Here is an 18,236-nt window from a genome sequence, read left to right on the forward strand (position 1 = left end):
TTTTTGAATTTTTTTATGTATTTTTAGTGTTGAAACAAAAAACAGGTTACATCACAGTTCATTCTAAATTATTTATAATTGATATTGATTTTTGATTTGATTTATTTTTTTATCAATAATTGAGGCTAATATAAAATTAAACACATGCTTTGTTTTTTCATTAAAATACATCAGATATGAAGTTTTTTTAGTTTTATCAAATTTATATTGATAAGATGAATTTTGTAACGTTTGTGTAAATTCTTTAATAATTTGATCTTTATCTTGAGATAAAGCAGTAACTAGATATTGACTATTAACTAAATCAGCTAGTAAATAATCTAACATATCTTTTAATTGCGGATACTGCGTTACATATTTGTCATAAAAATCTAATATAGAAGTTGTCATAATTTGATGATGCTTAACATTACGTATTCTACTTTGCCAACTCATACTTTGATCTATTCTACCAATAAAATATTGATAAACATTAAGTGGTAAATAATAAATACTCTTAATATAAATTGTAGGGAAAACAGCATATTGAATGTCTACATAAAATATTTTTTCTGTTAAACGAATATGATTATCTTTTAAAATCGATGTTTTATAAGTAATACTATGCATAGCTATTTTACGATCTGGCAATTGTTTCAATAAACTCTCAGTTTGATTTGGTAAAGCCGGTACATATACTTTTCTATTTTCCATAACATATTGCTCTGTAAAATCAGTTAATACTAAATCCACATCTAGTTCGCATAGTTTATCTAGATATTTTTCAAAAGCTGTTGAATCAACCCAATCATCTCCATCAACTACCTTAAAGTACTTCCCAACTGCTTCTTCAATTCCACGATTAATTGTAGAACCATGTCCACCATTCTGTTTATCTATTAAACGAATATTGAAGTCTGGATACTCCTTAATTAAATTGTTAACAACCTTAACCGAATCATCAGTACTACCATCATTGACAATTAATAATTCAAATACTGATGCATATTTATCATCAACTTCTGTAAATGATGTAACACATCGCTCAAGATATTGCTCAATATTATATGTTGGTACAATAATACTCAATACTATTTGTGTCATAAATTCTCCTTATTTATCAATATATTTTAATCTTATCTTTTCATACATACGTGGATGTAGTATAAATAATAAAAATTTAATTTTATTTTTATTATTTATACGTCTATTTTTTAATACTAACGGAAGATATGATTTAAATTTTTCTCTTAGTTGATTAGCTTCCTCATACATTTTAGATTTTAACATAGCATTTGCAATATGAAGACCATTTAATACATATCTTATTTTTGCTGCCGTATTAATTTCCTCATTATTTGGAAAATCTCTCTGAATATATTTAAAATTATGCTTCATAGCTGTGAAAAAATCTAACATTTTATCATTATATTCACTATTAACTGTACTACCTTCACGACGATAATATTTATATATAGTCAACGGTGCCGCACAAATTATATTACTATGGAAAATATGTTCATACGCCATATCTACATCCTCATAAATCATATTTTCTACATAAGGATATTGTAGTAGCACTTCTCTTGAGTATAATTTACCACAAGGTGAAGTACCAAAATTATCACCATAAAACATATTAGTTAGTGCTGATAATTTATCAAATATTTTTACATTACCTATATCAAGTTTAACATGATCTGTATACTCTCCACGTTGATTGGTTGGTACAATCATCGTAGAAACTAATTGAACTTGATACTGCCTTTGAATAGCCATTAAATATTCTATTGCATATAATTGATAATAATCATCTGCATCCATAAAAACAATCCATTCACTAGATGCTTTTACTACCCCTAAATTTCTAGCAGCCGACTGTCCTTTATTACTTGTATGAAATACTTTGATACGTTGATCTTTCACAGCATAATCATCACAAATATCTCCAGACTTATCTGTTGAACCATCATCCACTAAAATAATTTCAATATTTTGATATGTTTGGTTTATTAAGGAATATAATGCTTCATCTAAATATTGTTCTACATTATATACTGGCACAATAACACTCACTTTTTCCATAGTTTTACCCTTTCAAACACTAAATTTTCAATTTTGTTTTAATTTGATTTTCTATATCCAAGAAAAAAGGATCTTTTAATAATTTTAACATTAAACCATAAACTACAAAAAATAATATACTCGTTATAACTAAAGTTATAAATGTATTTAATACTACCATTTTAATTAATATAACTGGTATGATGGCTACCATGCCAGCAACTAAATAAGATTTCCATTTAATTTCTTGATAAATGGTTGCTAAAATAGTTCTTGTATAATATATCTGTACTAACAGTACAATAATTTCAGCAATTAATGTAGAAAAAGCTGCACCCGATGCTCCATATTTTGGAATTAAAATTAGATTAATTACTAAATTAATCACTGCACCAGCCATTACTGAATGTAAAACAAATTTTTCTTTTTCTAATGGTACCAGTACTTGTATACCTAAAATACCAGTAATAGCTATAGGAATAATCGCAATCGTTAATAATTGCATCCCTAAAACAGCATCTAAATATAAATTACCTGCTAAAAATAAAATACTTTCTTTAGACATAACAGTAAAGTATAAAGTAATAGCTAAAGATAATAATAAAGTGAAATTTAATGCCTTTAATAAAGTTAAACGAAATTCTTTATTCATCCTATATTTAACATAGTATGACATTCTTGGTAATAACACATTACCTAGCGATGTCACTAAACTAATTAAAATTGCTTTTAATCTAATCGCCGCATTAAAAATACCTACTTGATATTCATCACGCATAATTCTTAATAACACCATATCTAAATTAGTATATATTGATATAATCAAATTTTGAGAAAACAGAATGAATATTGGTTTAATATGCCTTTTTAATTTATAGTCTCCAAACCATTTCCAGGAAACGTACTGTCTCATTTTGATAAAATTTAAGATATTTGACCCGCCACCAGCTAATACAATAATTGCACCGTACATAATATAATCCTCTGGTTTATGTACTAAAATGAACATTAAAATAATGGAAATAATTTTAAATATAATAGAGCGAACAGTAATATAAGCATATTGTTCTAAAGCTTGAAACAACCAACTCACACCTAATACATTTAATACTAAGCCTATCATATTAATATAAAATAATGTTTTATATTCTTGTAAAATAGGAATAACCAGAATAGATATTAAATAAAGTATTAGTACAATACTTGCAACAATAAAATTAATCATCAATATTTCTTGTACTGTTTTAGATAACTGATGTTTATCATCTCTTACTTTTGCACAAGCTCTTATACCATAAACAGGTATACCTAGAGAAGCTATCATTAAAAAATAACTTGCAATAGATGTTACAAAAGCAATTTTTCCATTGGCTGCCACCTGTAGTACCCTTGAAACATATGGAAACGTAATTAAAGGAAATATAAAATTAGATGCTGTTAAAATAAAATTCATAATAAAATTAAATTTAACAGATCGTACTTGATGTTTAGACATAAGTTTATTCACCTAATTCTTTAGTTACCACTTGTAATACACGTTCAATAACTACATGCATATCATAATATTTATAGTCAGCTAATCTTCCACAAAAAATTACTTCTGGATGTTGTTTCGCTTCTTCTAAATATCGTTCGTAGATACCATTATTTTTATCATCATTAATTGGATAGTACGGCTCATCACCTCTTTGCCAATCAGTTGAATATTCTTTTGTAATCACCGTCTTAGGTTGTTGACCATATTCAAAATGTTTATGTTCTATAATACGCGTGTACGGTACTTCTTTTTCAGTATAATTAATTACTGCATTTCCTTGATAATTATCACTATCTATAACTTCATGTTCAAAGCGTAAACTGCGATACTCTAACTCACCATGCTTATAATCGAAATATTGATCAATCATACCTGTGAACACGATTTTTTTAGCTGAATTAACCAACTCATCACGGTTTTCAAAAAAATCAACATCTAATTGAACTTCAACATCTTTTAACATATTTTCAATAATGACATTATATCCACCTATTGGAATACCTTGATAACGATCATTAAAATAGTTATTATCAAAAGTAAATCGTACAGGTAAACGTTTAATAATAAAAGGAGGTAATTCAGTAGCTAAACGACCCCATTGTTTTTCTGTATAACCTTTAATTAAAGTATGATAAACATCTGTTCCGATTAATTTAATTGCCTGTTCTTCTAAATTTTGAGGTGCTGTATCTTGTAAATGTTGTGTCTGTGACGCTATTTTTTCTTTTACTTCTTGAGGTGTTTTTGTCCCCCATAAAGTATAAAAAGTATTCATATTAAATGGCAAATTATATAATTTACCTTTATAATTAGCTACTGGAGAATTAATATAATTATTAAATTCAGCAAACTGGTTAATATACTCCCATACTTCTTTATTAGATGTATGAAAAATATGTGCACCATATTTATGTACATTAATCCCTTCTATATTTTCACAATAAATATTCCCACCAATATGAGAACGCTTATCTATGACTTTAACTTTCTTTCCACGTTTGTTTGCTTCATAAGCAAATATTGCGCCTGATAGTCCTGCGCCAACAATCAAATAATCGTACATTGTTTATCTCCTTTATATTATTTTAGTTTACTATCTTTACCTCTAGATAACACAACATAATAACCACATAAGATAAATGGATTATATGCTAATTGTAAAATATGATGATCTATCATTGTAGTTGCCCCTATAAACACTAAAATTAAAACTAGTAACATATCTTTTATATTATAGGCATATTTTATCGCTAATGTATGGTATATTAAAATAAAAATCAACATAACCATTCCATTCAAAATTAAAATATTTAAATAGCCCGAATCTATAAAATTATACCCTAATAAAATATCCCATGTTGAAGTACCCCAACCACTACCCTGTAGTTTTATTTTATGACCGTATAAATTAATACCATATTTCATTAACGCCTGATGTCCCCAATATAAACGTCCAGTAAATAAATTATTAATATCATTTAATATAGGATTTAACATCGTAAATATGTATTGCAAGTAAATAGCAATGATACAAAATATAATATATATTTTTGTTAGTAAAAATTTTACAAATTTCTTTTCAAAGGTTTTTATACCTTTATGGTACCCATACATTGCAAAAGAGAATAAGATGATTAAATATGCATCTAATCTAGCATCTGTATATTTGTAAACTAATAGACTTAAACTTGTCCAAATAATCACATGTATAAAAGTTTGTTTCTTTTTAGAAATATATGCATACGCCATTTGTAAATAAAAAATCATTGCTGCGAAATCTGTCGCATAAATATTCCCAAAAGCATATCTATTACCTCTCTCTAAAGAATATTTATTATAATTTTCAATAACACCTAATAAACTTAGTATTAAAAACAATATTGTTGACGATAATGCAATAATAAAAAACCATTTTATTATTTTATAAAACTCAATATTTTTAGAACCAATTATAAAAAGTAGAATTATAATTAAATCATAATTTCTTATAATTATAAAATTAGGTAATAAACATAAAATTATACTCACCCATATATAGACTTCTTTTTTCGAAAACTGTGTATATCCAAATATCTTAACTAGTAAAATACTTCCTACTACCAAAATAATGAATAAATTAGTATTACCTCCTAAAGGAATATAAACTTGTATTGTAGAAGTTTTAATCAATGATCGTATTAAATAAATAAAATAAGCTGAAAAAAATAATATATCAGATATTTTAAATTGAAATTTACTACGAGACGTATATTTTTGAGAGTATATATTAATATCAGAATTTATCATTGCACTCTACTTGACCTTTCTAACACATCAGCAATTCTACGACTAGCATACCCATCACCATATGGATTACTTGCTTGTGACATTGCAACGTAAGCTTCGGGATTTTCCAATAAATTAGTAAATTCTTGATATATCGTCTCTTCATTAGTACCAACTAATTTCAATGTTCCTGCTTCAACGCCTTCTGGACGTTCAGTCGTATCTCTCATAACTAATACTGGTTTTCCTAATGATGGTGCTTCCTCTTGTATTCCCCCAGAATCTGTTAAAATAATATAACTTTTATTTAAAAAATTATGAAAATCCAAAACATCTAAGGGTTCTATAATTTTAATTCGATCATTGCCTGATAAATATTGATTAGCAATTTCTCTCACTTGTGGATTCATATGAATAGGATAAATCACTTTGACATCTTCATGTTCATCTAAAACTCGACGAATAGCTTTAAACATTGCCACCATAGGTTCACCTAAATTTTCTCTACGATGAGCTGTAATCATAATTAACTTATCTTCACCTAACCACTCTAAGTGTGGATGTGTATAATCTTCACGTACAGTTGTTTTTAAAGCATCAATAGCTGTATTACCTGTTACATAAATAGTGTTTTCTAATTTACCTTCTTTTAACAAATTACTTTTTGATATTTCTGTAGGCGCAAAATTATAAGCACTCATAATACTCACGGCTTGTCTATTAAATTCTTCAGGATATGGACTATAAATATCATACGTTCTTAGACCAGCTTCTACATGACCTACTTTTATTTGTAAATAAAAGCAAGCTAATGCTGTTACAAAAGTTGTTGTTGTATCACCATGTACTAAAACAACATCAGGTTTTTCAGTTTCTAATACGACTTTAATATCATTTAAAATATTTGTCGTAATATCAAATAATGTTTGACGATCTCTCATTACAGATAAATCATAATCTGGTACAACATTAAAAGCCGTCAATACTTGATCTAACATTTGTCTATGCTGACCTGTTACACATACGATTGTATTAATATTTTTTCTAGTTTTCAATTCATTTACTAAAGGACACATTTTAATTGCTTCCGGGCGTGTTCCAAAAACTAACATCACTTTTTTCATAAATATCACCTATTTTCTATTCTTTAAATAAACTACAAACTGGAATAATTTAGGAGAAAACATCATCATTTTATATGATAAATAGCGTTTTCTAGTAAATAAATTTTTATATTTTTTAAAAAATAATTTTTCTGATTTCAGTTCATCTAATAATATTTTTATTTCTTTTTTATCATAATTAACTTCATACATTTGTCCTATAATCCAAATCATATATCGATACTTAGCTACTTTTAATGAAAGTAGCTGTTCTTTATTATATTTCTGGTCATCAATTAAACTTTGAAAGACATCTATACCTTTTTTTATATGATCAATATTTCCAGAACGCATTGTTCCTAGATTATCTATAAAATAATTATATAAATTTTCTCTTAAAAAAACTGATTTAGAGATATAATTAATATATTTCAAATTAAAATCTAAATCTTCTAAAACTTTGAATTTATAATTAAAACTAATATTATATTTTTTAATAATACTAGTTTTATAAATTTTATTTGGAACATAACCTTGTACATTAATATTATTTAAAATTTCCTCAAAAGTATTCTCCAAGTATACTTTACCATCATTAATTTTAGGATGAATAGCAGAATTAACACCACAGATAACTAAATCAATATCAGCTTCTTCAAATATTGGTAACATTTTTGAGTAATATTCAGAGTTCAGAGTATCGTCTGCATCTACAAAACTAATATATTCACCTTTAGCTTCATTCAATCCACTATTTCTAGCTACCGGCACCCCTTGATTTTCTTGAGTAATAATTTTAACATTATTATCATTACTAGCAATTTGATTTAATAATAATAATGTATCGTCTGTCGAACCATCATTAATAAAAATAATCTCATAACTTTTTGAAAAATTTTTTTGATTTATTATACTTTCATAACATGATTTTATTGTATTTTGACAATTATAACAGGGTACAATAATTGTCAACATTGTTTCTTTCATAATTGATTCTCCCAATTCATTAAACTTTCTGATATAATTTAGAATATTCATTTAAAAATTTATCGTACGTAAATTTTGACACATAATCTTGATATGCTTGCATTTCTAAAGTTTGTCTTAATTCAGGATTATTAATTAGCTTATCTATAGCCTTAGCAAGTTGTTGACTATTTTTAGTTTCTACTAAAATACCATTATTCTCATTAACAAGCTCATTATTACCTGAAATATTCGTTGCAATAACAGTTTTACGATGCATAAAAAATTCAATTAATGATAAAGGTAATCCTTCAAATAATGAAGGAAGTATTAAGAAATCTAAACTATTAATACAAGCTGAAACATCTGATCGATAACCTAAAAATATTACTTTTTCTTGTAACTTAAGTTGATCAACTCGCTGTTGCAAAGAAGACTTTAGTTCACCATCGCCTATAATATAAACTTTAAAGTTATTATTTTTTACATACTGCATTGCATTAATTAGATGTATAATCCCTTTTTGCTCACTTAGTCTAGCAATGCAACCTATTTTAACACCGTTAAATTTAGAAATTTCAACAACAGTATTTTCGCTTACATTATCGATTACACTATTATAAATTTTAATTGTATTCTTTACACCTACATCAAATAATAAATTATTTACTACACCTTGACCTACCCCAACAGTAACTGCATTTTTTATCGAATATCTATAAAACGAACGTTTATCATAAAACACATTATGTGCTGTATATATATGCTTTAATGAGGGTATAATTTTTTGAATTAAGGTCACATAAAAAGCAGCCATTCTATGATGCGTATGTACAACAGTAATATTATGTTTCTTTATGATTTGATAAATCTGAGTAAAATTCTTCATAATAACTTTAGGAGATTTATTTTCCATATCTAAGATATCATAATGAACAACTCCTTTTGATAGTAATTTATCTACCCAAATACCACCTGTAGAAGCAACAATTACTTCTTCAAATTGTTTTTTCAAATCAGTAGCTAATTGATAAACAACTTTTTCTGCACCACCATTACCCATTGTTCGAGATAAATGAAGAATTTTAGACATTATTTACTCCTTTTCTCTAAAACAATTGCTTTAATAAAAGTCATATTGCCTACAAAATAACGTTTGAATAATCTTTTTGGTTCATTCATTACTCTAAATAACCACTCTAAGTGATAATTTTGCATCCATAGAGGCGCTCTTGAAATATGTCCAGACAGAACATCAAAACTTCCACCTACACCCATAAATACACTATTCACACCTGCAGCTAATAATTGTTGCACAAGATATTCTTTTTTAGGAGAAGTAATACCTATAAAAACAACTTGTGCTTTAGATTGACGAATATCTTCGATAATACCTAAAAATTCATCATCTGAAAAATAACCATTTCTACTACCGGCTATCAATAAATTAGGATAATTATGTTGAAATTTTTCTAGCATATCTTGTAGTACTTGTTCTTTTGCACCTAAAAAATATGTACTATACCCTTTTTCTTCACATAATTTAAGTAAATGTTGCATTAAATCAATACCCGCTACACGCTCTGGTAAAGGTTTACCTAAGTATTTAGAAGCTAACACAACAGAAGCACCATCTGCATTAATAATGTCACATTGTTGAACAATGTCTTTTAATTTATGATTTGATCGACATAAATTTAACTTATCTGCATTAACTCCCATCAAATGGAGCGGTTTATTTTCAACAATAAAACGTTCTACTTCTGATATTGTTTGTATCATTGTTAATTTATCGATTTCAATATCCATAATTTTAACTCTACTTACCATACGACTACTCCTATTTCCCATAAGCAGATTCAAAATGTCCTTGTTGTTTCTCAACAGGTGGAATTTCCATAAAATTACCATATACATTCGTTAAATAGGCTTCAGGTTGTTGATGCGAAGAAATTTTAAACCCATCAAACTCAAGTCTTTGTGGTTCTCCAAAAATATCTCGTTTAACGATTTCTTTATCTCGGTATGTTCCTAAAATATTACCTGCATATGGACTAGTATTAAAATCATACTTTTTAATCACATTTTGAATCTTATTATTAATTTTTTTTGTATTTAATAATTTATTTAAGTGCAATGCTCTCGATACATTGACAATTGTATTTTCAATAAATCCACGATCACGAGCTAATAACTGATCAACTACTGATATTTTTGATAACATACGATAAAACATAATGTGTTTATCATGTAATGTTCTTTTAATACCTGGCTCTGGATACCCATCTAAAGGAAAAATATCAATAAATGGATTACAATCTGTTTTTCCAAACGTCACCACCGTACCTATATCTCTAATAGAAGTATTATTCAAATTATCTTCATGAACAACCAATTTTATATGCGGAGGTAATACATCTTTAGCAATTGACATAAATTTTATATAATCTTGTCTAGGCATACCTAAGTCCATATCATCATCCCATGGAATAAAACCTTTATGTCGAATTGCGCCTAACAAAGTTCCACCTAGCGCATAATAAACTAACTGATGTTCTCGACAAATGTCGTCAAAAATTTTTAATAAATCTATCTCTTTCTGTTGTATTATACGAACTTTGTGCGTACTCATAATTTCTCCTATATTTCCCATTTGAAAACTGTTTTAAATGGTGTATATAAATCAGTTGAAAATATTTTATGTATATCTTCAATTGATTTTACTGCACCTTCAAATGTAATAATTTTTTTCAAGTGTCTTTGTACTTTTTCATCACTAATAATATCAATTGTTCGAATAAAATCTTGTCTGCCTGATCTTGATGACCCAACAAATATTAATCCTTTTTCTAAAATATCACGTGTGTTAATTGCAATTTTATTTTCTGATACACCCATCATTAACACAGCTCCTTGTGGATTAATATATCGAATAATATCATTTAATGCATAGTAACTACCTTCTCCACCAGTACATTCAAATGCATGGTCAAATTTAAAATCTTCTGGTAATTTATCTAAAATATACTTCTCATCTACAAATGAAAACATACTTAATTTCGATTGATTTTTACCCACAACAATTAAACACGCATCTGGGTATAATTTTTTTAAAACAAGTGCCGTCACAAACGACAGACTACCGTCTCCCCAAATGACAATACGTTGCTTTATCTTATGTGCCACACTTTGAAATCTTTCAACAGCATGTACAGCTACACTAATAAATTCACTAATAGCTGCTATATTTTCTGGAATATTATCAAAAGGTACAACTCTATCTACAGGTAATTCTACCAATTCTCTTAAAAAACCGTCATGTCCACTAGATCTAAAATAACCACCTTCCATGTAATTCTCATAAAAATTATCATCACTAGGTTTTAATGGTTGATTAGGGATCATAACTACTTTTTGACCTATTTGATAAGTATCGGTAGGATCAAATACAATCTCCCCACACGCTTCATGAATCAAAGCCATAGGTAATTTTTTTTCTAAAATTTGTATTGCTCGTTTCCCTTGATAATACCTTTGATCTGCATGACATAATGCCAAATATGTAGGCCTAACAATTAAATGATCATCATATTTTAAATTTAACTGTGCATATTTTACATTAATCGTTTGTGGTTTAATTAATTGATATACCTGATTAATCATAAATTATTCCTCCAACATTGCTTTAGCAATTTTCAAATCAACAACAGTCGTTAATTTTATATTAGAAAACTCTCCATTAACTAAACCAACATTTTCTTTTTTAGTAACAAATATTTTACATGCATCTGTTAAAATATTTTTTTCTTCATCTGTTAAACTACGATATAAAGATATAAATTTATTCATTTTAAATGATTGTGGCGTTTGACCTTGATACATATAATCTCGTCTTGGAATATCAGCTATTGTTTGACCATCTTGACTCATAACAATAGTATCTGTAGCAGGCACAACAGTATCTACTGCATCATATTGTTGCATTAAATCAATATTTTCTTTGATAATTCTCACTGATATAAATGGACGAACAGAATCATGAGTCACTAAGCTATCCTCATCTGTTAATGTATACTTTTGTTCAATACACTTAATTACATTATAAATCGTATCATTACGATCTTCACCACCTTCTGTAATTAACAATTTATCTTTATGTTCAGGTAAAAATTTTTCTATCAAGTCTTCAAAATGTGCAATCCATTCAGGATGAATAGCAATAACAATTTTTTCAAATTGATGAATCACTAAAAATTTTTCAATAGTATGTATTAAAACTGGTTTCTCACCTAAATCTAAAAATTGTTTAGGAATTGTAGAACCCATACGTGTGCCTGTCCCACCGGCTAAAATACCTGCAAATATCATTTCCTTCTCCTTATTTCGCTCCTTGCCCTTTAATGACATTGACAATTGTTTTAATAATAATTTTAATATCTAGCCATAATGACCAATTATCAATATACTCAACATCTAATGCAACAATTTCATCAAAATCTGTAATATTACTACGACCACTTGCTTGCCATAAACCTGTAATTCCTGGTTTAAATCTTAAGCGTTTCTTTTGTGATGGCGTATAGTGACTAAATTCATCTTTCGTAGGTGGACGTGTACCTACTAAACTCATATCTCCTAATAAAACATTTAAAAATTGTGGAAATTCATCAAGACTTGTTTTTCTAATGAATTTACCTATTTTAGTAATTCTAGGGTCATTTTCCATTTTAAACATATGTCCCTTCATTTCATTATGCTTCATCAGTTCTTGTTTTTTCTCTTCAGCATCTACATACATCGAACGGAATTTATAACATTTAAAAATACGTCCATTTTTCCCAGCACGCTCTTGGCTGAAAATAATTGGACCCCCATCGGTTAATTTAATGATTGGACCAATAATAATATAAAGCACACCACAAAAAATTAAACCTATTATAGCACTTACAATATCCATAAGACGTTTCAACAACATAGGTAATGGATTATAAAAACGTGTTGAAAAACTAACTACACTTAAACCCGCTATTTTCTTCACTCGTTTTTCGCCACTAACATCAAAATCAAAAGCACTGATACTGACATTGACAATAATCCCCATACTTTCAAAAACATTAATTAAGTGCGCCAATTTATAATTTTGATCACTCGGTACATTAATAATTACTTCATCGACAACACGATGTTGTGCAAAATCAATAATTGTATCCTGAGGCACAATATCTAATGATGGATATTGTGTTCTATTAATACTCGCACCATCTAATAATGTTGCTGCAATAATATTTCCACCCCATGCGCCCGCTTGATTAGCTTTATTTAAAATAAAATCTAATCTTTGACTCGTTGTAATCACATACACTTGTGTACTATAAGGATTATTTTTATCTTTAAATAGTTGATAATATCTAATAATAATATTCGTTAAATAAATCATTACTGCATTAACAACTACAAAAATAATAACGCCTCGACGTGAAATTGGGATAGCACCTTTTGTCATGAATGTGATAATCACCATACCTAATAACATATACGTACTATATATTAGTGTATGTTTAAATTCCTCCAAATACCCTCTACTATTATAATGTTTATAATAATCTGATATATAAAATGAAGTAATGTGCATTAATCCCATCATGCTAATTGTTACTCTATTAATCTCGGTAAAACTAATATTACTTAACAAAAAACCTAATATAATGACAATAATTAGATTAATCATTAATACGCTGACTTGTTTTCCACCATATTGTTTCCTAGCCATAATAAACTCCTGACTAATTTATTCATTTTTTATTATAGAATTACATTTCTATTTTAACATAAAACCACTTCAATTATAAGTATTAATTACTCGTCCTGTGTCATATTTAATCTTATTACACCGACTTTATTTACTTTAAAACAATTTAAAAAGAGGTTAATATATTCAACCTCTCATATAATTTACTTATATCAATGCTTGTTGGAAATCTTCAATTAAATCTTCAACATCTTCAATACCACATGATAAACGTAATAGCTCACTAACAATACCTTGTGATTGTCTTTCTTCTTCACTTAAAGCACCATGTGACATCGTTGCTGGATGAGAAAGAATTGATTCTACACCACCTAAACTCACTGCTAAGATTGGCAATTTAATTTTACTTGTAAAATCTAACATACTTTCATGACTATTAAACACAAACGAAAGCACTGCACCACCTTGTTGGGCTTGTGATTGATGCACTTCGTATGACGCATGTGTTGCTAAACCTGGGTAATAGACTGCTTTTATTTTAGGATGATGGCTTAAAAATTCAGCCATTTTACTAGCATTAGCAATAGATTTCTCCATTCTTAAGCCCATCGTTTTCATGCCTCTTAAAATTAACCACGCATCTTCTACACCTAAAATAGCGCCAAAATTTTTCTGAAACAATTTTAATTCTTCATAGTAAGTCGAATCATTTGTCGCAACAACACCTGCTACCACATCACTATGCCCATTAATAAATTTTGTCATACTTTCGACTACTATATCTACACCTAATGCTAATGGTTGTTGATATAAACTCGTCATAAATGTATTATCAACGACAGTTATTAATTGATATTGTTGAGCTATCGCAACAATTGCTCTAATATCCACTATCTTTAGTAATGGATTTGATGGTGTTTCCATATAAATCATTCGTGTATTAGGTTTAATTGCCGCTTCTACTTCAGCCAAATCAGACATATCAACAAAAGTCGTCGAAATATTATATTTATGAATAATTTTCGTCACAAACTGACAAGTCCCTCCATAAACATCTTTAGGTAAAATTAAATGTTCACCTGCATTAAGTAACATTAAAACATTACTAATTGCTGCCATACCTGAAGAAAATGCTAAAGCATATTTAGACGCTTGTAATACACCTAACCCTTCTTCTAAAGCATCAATTGTTGGATTAGAAAAACGTGTATAAAAATAAGCTTGTTCATCACAATATAATTTCTTATTATGAAATGTTGATGTTTGATACTTAGGAATAGATGCTGCGCCTGTCATTTCATCTATCACAGCATAACCATGCAGCAATTTAGTATTAATGCGCATTAATCAACCTCCGCAACAACTTCTATCTCTACCAAAGCTCCTAATGGTAAAGCACCTACTGCAAAGGCTGTACGTGCTGGATAGTCACCTTCAAAAAACGTTTGATATACTTGATTAAATGCTTGAAAATCCTCAATATTTGCTAAATAAACTGTTGTTTTCACAATTTTATCTAATGAAGAACCATTGTCTTCTAAAATCGCTTTAACATTTTTCATTGATTGTGCTACTTGCCATTCAACAGAATCACTTTCATCAATTTTACCAGTTAGTGCATTAATTGGTAATTGACCCGATGTAAAAATTAAATTACCTACTTTACTTGCTGGAGAATAACTCCCTACTGCTTCTGGAATTCTATCACTTGTTAATCTTGTCACCATCTCATTAATCTCCTTTGAATTTAAATATTAATTTTCATCAACTAACAAAGATTGTTAATTACCAATATAATAACATTTATAAAGCTATTTTTGTTGAAATTTGTTTATAAAATATCATTAATTAATAAAACAGCTACTTAACATACAAGAAATTAAGTAGCTGCTGATTTTAAATTAATGATTTTTGTTTTTTTCGATTGATACTATAGAAAATAATAGCACCTATAATCATTAATATAACTGCTAAATAAAAAGCATATTGTTTACTGCCCATTACATCATCAATACGACCTGTTAACCATGGTACAATAACTGCTGATGACATACCGAAGAAATTAAAAACACCTAGTGTAGTTGAAATGTTCTTACCACCTGTTTTTTCACTAATCCATGAAATGATAATTGGCTCAACAGCCAATTTACCAAAGAAACCATATAGTGCTAAACAAATAATCAAGATTGGCTTACTCGTAGATAAAACAGCTAATAATAACATTGCTGCAGCAACTAATTCTAAGACTAAAATAAATATTTCTTTTTTATCATTAAATTTATCTGCTAATTTACTAAATATTAAAGCTCCCGGAATAGCGGCTGCAAAAACAATTGACGTAATCACACTTTCCATCCCATCTAAACCACGTTCAGATGATAAAAAGTCAGGCAACCAAGTGTCAATTAAATAAAATGCATAACATGTAACAAAATAAACTAAATAAGTTGCAATTAATGACGGTGTAAATAAAGTTTTAATACCACTTGATTGACGTTCTAGTGGTAAAGTTTTGTGTTCTACTACTTTTGTTACACTATCATCTTTCTTAATTACTTTAATAAAAACAACAATCATAATGATAATGATCGCTACAATTGTAAATACAACATATTGCCAAGGTAAACCTAACTGCTTAACAGCATAACTTGAGCCGATTAATCCTAAACCACTGCCCATAGCTGAACCACTATTAACAATTGCTGTGGCAAAACTTTTCTTTTCTTTAGGTACATAAACACCTGTTAATGAATACGCTACACCATAATATGTTCCACAACCAATACCCGCTAACACACTTCCAATATATAATGCCATTAAATTAGTCGATAAACCAACTGCAACTGTCCCTAAAGCAAATAATATAAATCCTGGGATTAATACAGCTTTTCTACCAAATTTATCTGCTAAAATACCAGAAGGTATTTGTGTACAGACATAACCAAAAAAATAACAACTAGAAATTAAACCTAACTCCTGTTTAGAAGCATGATTAAAAAATTCACTTAGTTGCGGATAAATTGGTGTTAGTGCTACACGATATATCCAGATGGCAATCCATCCAAATGTTAAAACATAAATAATTTTTTTCCAATACGGATAATGTTCTTTTTCCATTGTCATCACTCATTTCTATTTCATTTTAATAAATAACTAATGGAAACTTAGATAATCTAAGCTTCCATTCACTTTTATTTAATTATTTAAAGAATTTACCATTAAATTCTTCTACTACACCTTGTTCTTGTTCATAAATTGTTGTACCGCGTAAGATTGTACGGACAACTTGCGCGCCAATTTCACGACCTAAGTAAGGACTAATTTTATTACGATATTCTAAATCTTCTGCTTTCAATACATACGGTGCATTAGGTTTAATAAACACAAAGTCAGCATCTTTTCCAACAGCAATACTTCCTTTGCTTTCTAATCCAAAACGTTCTGCAGGATTAGTCGCTGTCACTTTAGCAAATAATGTTAATGGCATATTACGTTTTTGTACAGCTTCATCATAGAAAACATCTACATTACTTTGTACACCTGGGATACCTCCCCAAGCTTCAAATGCATTTTCCTTATCTTTTAGATCAGGCGTGCATGGTGAATGATCAGAAGTTACAAAATTAATTTTACCTTCTAACATTTGTTCCCACATTTTTTCTTGATTATCTAAGTCACGAATTGGCGGCGAACATTTCACAACTGGACCAATCGCATCTAATTCATCAGTATGGAAATACATATAGTGTACACATGTTTCACACGTTACGTCAATCCCTTCTTGTTGCGCTTTAATCACTTCTTCTACACCTTCTGGACATGCAACGTGACAAATGTGGATACGGCATCCTGTTTCTTTAGCAAATAAAATTGCACGACGAATTGGTTCTACTTCAGTAAATACTGGACGTGTTGCAACATAAGCTTTTAATGTTTTTTCACCATTCTTATAAGCAATTTCCCCTAATTTGTCAGTAATTGCTGCATTTTCAGCATGAATAGCTAACACTTTGTCTGTTTTCGCAATTTGGCGCATTCCTTCGTATAATGAATAATCATCAACATTCATGAAGTCACCTTCAATTGAACGGTCACCACAAGTAGCCATGAAACATTTATAAGCAGCTGCACCTTCTGCTTCTAATTCTTGAATACCTCCATTTAAGTTAAATGGTACCAAACCACCAAAAGAAGCCACATCTACAGCTAATTTACCTTCGCCTGCTGCATATTTAAGTTTTAATGATTCTCCATCAACTGTTGCTGGAATTTGGTTAAGTGGCATTTCCATAAATGAAGTTACCCCACCTTTAGCACAAGCACGTGTTCCAGTTACATATCCTTCCCAAAGGTCACGATAACCACCACCTGGATCTGTAATGTGAACATGAACATCTACCATACCTGGGCTAACTACTAAACCTTGTGCATCAATCACTTCTTTAGCTTCACCTAAATTGCTACCTAAAGCTGCAATTTTACCATCTTTAACAGCAACATCTGTTACCATTTCACCACTATCTACGACTACTAAACCATTTTTAATTATTAAATCAAACATTTTATTTATCTC

17 protein-coding genes are annotated in these 18,236 nt (G+C 28.8%); all 17 read right to left on the reverse strand.

Annotation, left to right across the window (positions count from 1 at the left end):
* Window positions 1-72 precede the first annotated feature (72 nt).
* The 17 genes from AC5EAH_RS04055 to allB all read right to left on the reverse strand — a co-directional run bounded on the left by AC5EAH_RS04055 (window position 73) and on the right by allB (window position 18,224).
* Window positions 73-1,083, reverse strand: a complete 1,011-nt coding sequence (locus AC5EAH_RS04055; protein WP_493493480.1) for a glycosyltransferase family 2 protein — start codon at window positions 1,081-1,083, stop codon at window positions 73-75.
* A 9-nt stretch (window positions 1,084-1,092) separates the two neighbouring features.
* Window positions 1,093-2,064, reverse strand: a complete 972-nt coding sequence (locus AC5EAH_RS04060) for a glycosyltransferase family 2 protein (RefSeq protein ID WP_493493481.1) — start codon at window positions 2,062-2,064, stop codon at window positions 1,093-1,095.
* Between the two features lie 19 nt (window positions 2,065-2,083).
* The gene (locus tag AC5EAH_RS04065) at window positions 2,084-3,538 is read right to left on the reverse strand and encodes a flippase (RefSeq protein WP_493493482.1); all 1,455 of its coding nucleotides are present in this window, start codon (window positions 3,536-3,538) and stop codon (window positions 2,084-2,086) included.
* A 4-nt stretch (window positions 3,539-3,542) separates the two neighbouring features.
* A complete protein-coding gene (gene glf, locus AC5EAH_RS04070; protein WP_493493483.1) occupies window positions 3,543-4,643 on the reverse strand; it encodes a UDP-galactopyranose mutase in 1,101 nt (366 codons plus the stop codon).
* A gap of 17 nt (window positions 4,644-4,660) precedes the next feature.
* On the reverse strand, window positions 4,661-5,608 hold the full coding sequence (locus tag AC5EAH_RS04075; RefSeq protein WP_493493484.1) for a hypothetical protein: 948 nt from the start codon (window positions 5,606-5,608) through the stop codon (window positions 4,661-4,663).
* 254 nt (window positions 5,609-5,862) lie between these two features.
* Complete coding sequence (gene wecB, locus AC5EAH_RS04080; RefSeq protein WP_493493485.1) at window positions 5,863-6,969, reverse strand: non-hydrolyzing UDP-N-acetylglucosamine 2-epimerase; 1,107 nt, start codon at window positions 6,967-6,969, stop codon at window positions 5,863-5,865.
* Between the two features lie 9 nt (window positions 6,970-6,978).
* Window positions 6,979-7,935, reverse strand: coding sequence for a glycosyltransferase family 2 protein (locus AC5EAH_RS04085; RefSeq protein ID WP_493493486.1), 957 nt, complete (start codon window positions 7,933-7,935; stop codon window positions 6,979-6,981).
* Between the two features lie 19 nt (window positions 7,936-7,954).
* Complete coding sequence (locus tag AC5EAH_RS04090; RefSeq protein ID WP_493493487.1) at window positions 7,955-9,007, reverse strand: glycosyltransferase family 4 protein; 1,053 nt, start codon at window positions 9,005-9,007, stop codon at window positions 7,955-7,957.
* The gene (locus AC5EAH_RS04095) at window positions 9,007-9,744 is read right to left on the reverse strand and encodes a WecB/TagA/CpsF family glycosyltransferase (protein WP_493493488.1); all 738 of its coding nucleotides are present in this window, start codon (window positions 9,742-9,744) and stop codon (window positions 9,007-9,009) included. Before AC5EAH_RS04095 ends, AC5EAH_RS04090 begins: the two co-directional genes overlap by 1 nt.
* A gap of 10 nt (window positions 9,745-9,754) precedes the next feature.
* Window positions 9,755-10,546, reverse strand: a complete 792-nt coding sequence (locus AC5EAH_RS04100; RefSeq protein ID WP_493493489.1) for a LicD family protein — start codon at window positions 10,544-10,546, stop codon at window positions 9,755-9,757.
* Window positions 10,547-10,554: 8 nt separating this feature from the next.
* Window positions 10,555-11,577 (reverse strand): alcohol dehydrogenase catalytic domain-containing protein, encoded by a 1,023-nt coding sequence (locus AC5EAH_RS04105; protein ID WP_493493490.1) that lies wholly within the window; start codon window positions 11,575-11,577, stop codon window positions 10,555-10,557.
* A gap of 3 nt (window positions 11,578-11,580) precedes the next feature.
* Window positions 11,581-12,282, reverse strand: a complete 702-nt coding sequence (locus AC5EAH_RS04110) for an IspD/TarI family cytidylyltransferase (RefSeq protein WP_493493491.1) — start codon at window positions 12,280-12,282, stop codon at window positions 11,581-11,583.
* A 10-nt stretch (window positions 12,283-12,292) separates the two neighbouring features.
* Window positions 12,293-13,684: a sugar transferase gene (locus AC5EAH_RS04115; RefSeq protein WP_493493492.1), complete on the reverse strand. Its 1,392-nt coding sequence runs from the start codon at window positions 13,682-13,684 to the stop codon at window positions 12,293-12,295.
* Between the two features lie 186 nt (window positions 13,685-13,870).
* Window positions 13,871-15,007: a trans-sulfuration enzyme family protein gene (locus tag AC5EAH_RS04120; RefSeq protein WP_493493493.1), complete on the reverse strand. Its 1,137-nt coding sequence runs from the start codon at window positions 15,005-15,007 to the stop codon at window positions 13,871-13,873.
* A complete protein-coding gene (locus tag AC5EAH_RS04125) occupies window positions 15,007-15,390 on the reverse strand; it encodes a RidA family protein (protein ID WP_493493494.1) in 384 nt (127 codons plus the stop codon). Before AC5EAH_RS04125 ends, AC5EAH_RS04120 begins: the two co-directional genes overlap by 1 nt.
* 169 nt (window positions 15,391-15,559) lie before the next feature.
* Window positions 15,560-16,780 (reverse strand): MFS transporter, encoded by a 1,221-nt coding sequence (locus tag AC5EAH_RS04130; protein ID WP_493493495.1) that lies wholly within the window; start codon window positions 16,778-16,780, stop codon window positions 15,560-15,562.
* Window positions 16,781-16,862: 82 nt separating this feature from the next.
* Window positions 16,863-18,224: an allantoinase AllB gene (gene allB, locus AC5EAH_RS04135; protein WP_493493496.1), complete on the reverse strand. Its 1,362-nt coding sequence runs from the start codon at window positions 18,222-18,224 to the stop codon at window positions 16,863-16,865.
* Window positions 18,225-18,236 lie beyond the last annotated feature (12 nt).

The organism is Staphylococcus sp. B1(2026), assembly GCF_058895785.1.

Excerpts from the sequence above, each read along its gene's own strand:
- AC5EAH_RS04055 (WP_493493480.1), bottom strand. The coding sequence starts at position 1,083 with ATGACACAAATAGTATTGAGTATTATTGTACCAACATATAATATTGAG.
- AC5EAH_RS04060 (WP_493493481.1), bottom strand. The coding sequence starts at position 2,064 with ATGGAAAAAGTGAGTGTTATTGTGCCAGTATATAATGTAGAACAATAT.
- AC5EAH_RS04065 (WP_493493482.1), bottom strand. The coding sequence starts at position 3,538 with ATGTCTAAACATCAAGTACGATCTGTTAAATTTAATTTTATTATGAAT.
- glf (WP_493493483.1), bottom strand. The coding sequence starts at position 4,643 with ATGTACGATTATTTGATTGTTGGCGCAGGACTATCAGGCGCAATATTT.
- wecB (WP_493493485.1), bottom strand. The coding sequence starts at position 6,969 with ATGAAAAAAGTGATGTTAGTTTTTGGAACACGCCCGGAAGCAATTAAA.
- AC5EAH_RS04085 (WP_493493486.1), bottom strand. The coding sequence starts at position 7,935 with ATGAAAGAAACAATGTTGACAATTATTGTACCCTGTTATAATTGTCAA.
- AC5EAH_RS04090 (WP_493493487.1), bottom strand. The coding sequence starts at position 9,007 with ATGTCTAAAATTCTTCATTTATCTCGAACAATGGGTAATGGTGGTGCA.
- AC5EAH_RS04095 (WP_493493488.1), bottom strand. The coding sequence starts at position 9,744 with ATGGTAAGTAGAGTTAAAATTATGGATATTGAAATCGATAAATTAACA.
- AC5EAH_RS04100 (WP_493493489.1), bottom strand. The coding sequence starts at position 10,546 with ATGAGTACGCACAAAGTTCGTATAATACAACAGAAAGAGATAGATTTA.
- AC5EAH_RS04105 (WP_493493490.1), bottom strand. The coding sequence starts at position 11,577 with ATGATTAATCAGGTATATCAATTAATTAAACCACAAACGATTAATGTA.
- AC5EAH_RS04110 (WP_493493491.1), bottom strand. The coding sequence starts at position 12,282 with ATGATATTTGCAGGTATTTTAGCCGGTGGGACAGGCACACGTATGGGT.
- AC5EAH_RS04115 (WP_493493492.1), bottom strand. The coding sequence starts at position 13,684 with ATGGCTAGGAAACAATATGGTGGAAAACAAGTCAGCGTATTAATGATT.
- AC5EAH_RS04120 (WP_493493493.1), bottom strand. The coding sequence starts at position 15,007 with ATGCGCATTAATACTAAATTGCTGCATGGTTATGCTGTGATAGATGAA.
- AC5EAH_RS04125 (WP_493493494.1), bottom strand. The coding sequence starts at position 15,390 with ATGGTGACAAGATTAACAAGTGATAGAATTCCAGAAGCAGTAGGGAGT.
- AC5EAH_RS04130 (WP_493493495.1), bottom strand. The coding sequence starts at position 16,780 with ATGGAAAAAGAACATTATCCGTATTGGAAAAAAATTATTTATGTTTTA.
- allB (WP_493493496.1), bottom strand. The coding sequence starts at position 18,224 with ATGTTTGATTTAATAATTAAAAATGGTTTAGTAGTCGTAGATAGTGGT.